This window comes from Mesorhizobium sp. B1-1-5 (assembly GCF_006443065.1).
Classification (GTDB): domain Bacteria; phylum Pseudomonadota; class Alphaproteobacteria; order Rhizobiales; family Rhizobiaceae; genus Mesorhizobium.
Genome location: NZ_VFWS01000501.1, coordinates 1 through 1,204, shown reverse-complemented (window position 1 = coordinate 1,204; position 1,204 = coordinate 1). Strand labels below are relative to the sequence as shown.

Here is a 1,204-nt window from a genome sequence, read left to right as displayed (position 1 = left end):
ATATCGATCTTGGCGTTGGCCACATCAGGCGAACCGAGAGAGAAAACGTCGAGCACGGCCTGCGCGCCTTTTGGATCCATGAGCCCGGTGGTCGAATACATGGGGATCGCATTTTTCAACGCGGCCAGATAGGCGTCCTTGTCGCTGCCGATCAGATTGTCGGGAATCTGGGCCATGATCTCTTCGGCGCTGTGGGAGTGAATGTAATCCAGCGTGGCAAGCATGGCATTGGTCAATCCCTGCGTTGCTTGGGGATGCGCGGCCATCCATTCCGGCCGGGTGTAAAGCGCTCCGCCGGGATAGTCGCCTCCGAATACCGCCTCGGTATCTTTCTGGGTGCGCGTGTCCGCCAGGATGGTCAGGTCCTTATGCCTGGCCTGAAGCACGGTGACGGCCGGATCGAGCGTCACCACGGCGTCGATCTGCCCTTGCTCCATGGCGGCGACAGCGGTAGCGCCCAGCCCAACGCCGATCACGGCGGCGGATGTCGGGTCGATGCCGTTCTTCTGCAGAAGGAACTTCAGGAAGAAGTCGGTCGAGGAACCGGGAGCGGTCACGCCGACCTTTTTGCCAGCAAGGTCCTTCACTGACTTGATCTTGCCGGTCTGGCCCGGCGCCACCGCCAGCACCAGTCCCGGGAACTGGTCGTAAACGACGAAGGATTGCAGGCGCTGGTTCTTGGCGGCCAATTTCACCGTGTGATCGAAATAGCCGGACACCACATCCGCGCTGCCACCCAATACTGCGGTCAGCGATTGAGAACCGCCCTTGAAATCGACGAGGTCTGCATCGATGCCGGCTTTTTCGTAAGCGCCGATCTGTTTGGCGAGCACGGTCGGCATATAGCAGAGGCATGACGCTCCGCCGATCGAAATGGTGACCTTTTCGGCGGCCCCCGCGTCTGTGGCCACCGCGAGCAATACGACGGCGGCGGCCGCCAGTTTCGAAATGATCCTCATGATCTCCTCCTTGAGCGGGATTGGGCCCTATCGGCCTGGTTTCGAGAATTCAGGCCGCCAGACAAGCAGCCGCTTTTCGACCAGCGTGACGATCCAGTCGATCAAGAGCACAAAAGCGGCGAGGACGAACATTCCGGCAAAGACGCCCGCTACGTCGAAAACGCCTTCGGCCTGCTGTATCAGATAGCCTAGTCCCCCGGCCGCACCGAGATATTCGCCGACCACGGCGCCGACCACGGCAAATC

The 1,204-nt window shown here is 60.7% G+C and carries 2 protein-coding genes; both read right to left on the bottom strand.

Annotated elements, in window-relative coordinates:
* On the bottom strand, positions 1-959 hold a 959-nt coding region (locus FJ980_RS32740), incomplete at its 3' end, for an ABC transporter substrate-binding protein (RefSeq protein WP_140547572.1).
* A gap of 27 nt (positions 960-986) precedes the next feature.
* Positions 987-1,204, bottom strand: a 218-nt coding sequence (locus tag FJ980_RS32735; protein WP_140547571.1) for an ABC transporter permease subunit, incomplete at its 5' end; no start/stop codon positions are given.